1 protein-coding gene is annotated in these 835 nt (G+C 44.8%); it reads left to right on the top strand.

Translation table 11 applies throughout. The annotated features are described in order from the left end of the window. Positions 1-66: 66 nt before the first annotated feature. On the top strand, positions 67-835 hold a 769-nt coding region (locus tag ACS8FD_RS18740; RefSeq protein WP_439276959.1), incomplete at its 3' end, for a TrmH family RNA methyltransferase.

Here is an 835-nt window from a genome sequence, read left to right as displayed (position 1 = left end):
TTAAAAAGTATTTTGGACTGGCTTGTTCTTAATGTTGTTAACTTTACCTTTTTTAAGCGGTCAATTATGTCAATAGACTCTACCGAGCTGATAACTTCAGATAAAAACCCTTCAGTAAAACTCGTAAAAGCGCTGTTGTCTCAAGCTCGTCAACGTAAAAAACAAGGGCAGACTGTACTTGAAGGTGTGCATCTTATTGACGCAGCTCTACGCAGTGATTATCCATTTGTTCAAATACTACTCGCACAATCAGCTCACCAGCATCCTGAGGTTCAGCAAGTTCTGACACGTCTGCCTACCCACACAAGTGTTTTGACGTTGTCCGATGCACTTTATGAGGGCATTCGAAGTCTCGGTACAGGTATCGATATTATGGGAGTCATAAACGTACCTGTGCCAAGCTTAACGGTGATAGATTACGACTGCTTGATTTTAAATGATGTACAAGATAGTGGTAACGTCGGTACGCTACTACGTACCGCAGCCGCAGTTGGGATAGAAACAGTACTCTGTACTAGCGGCACGGCCCAAACATGGTCACCCAAGACATTACGGGCGGGAATGGGCGCGCAGTTTGCGCTCACTATTTATGAAGGTTTGAGTGTTCAAAATATCCTAAAGTGTGTAAAAACCCCTTTATTGGCAACCAGCTCACATACTGATACTTTGATTTACGAACATGACCTTACCGCTCCGACTGCTTGGATCATGGGCCATGAAGGTCAAGGCGTCTGTGATGAGCTAATGCAATGTGCAACTCCTATCGCCTTACCGCAGCCCAATGGACAAGAGAGCCTTAACGTTGCGGTCGCAGGTTCGCTCTGTCTTTATGAAA

Source organism: Psychrobacter sp. 1U2, assembly GCF_051847575.1.
Note: the sequence above shows the minus strand (reverse complement) of the source record. Positions and strands in the feature narration are given on the sequence as shown.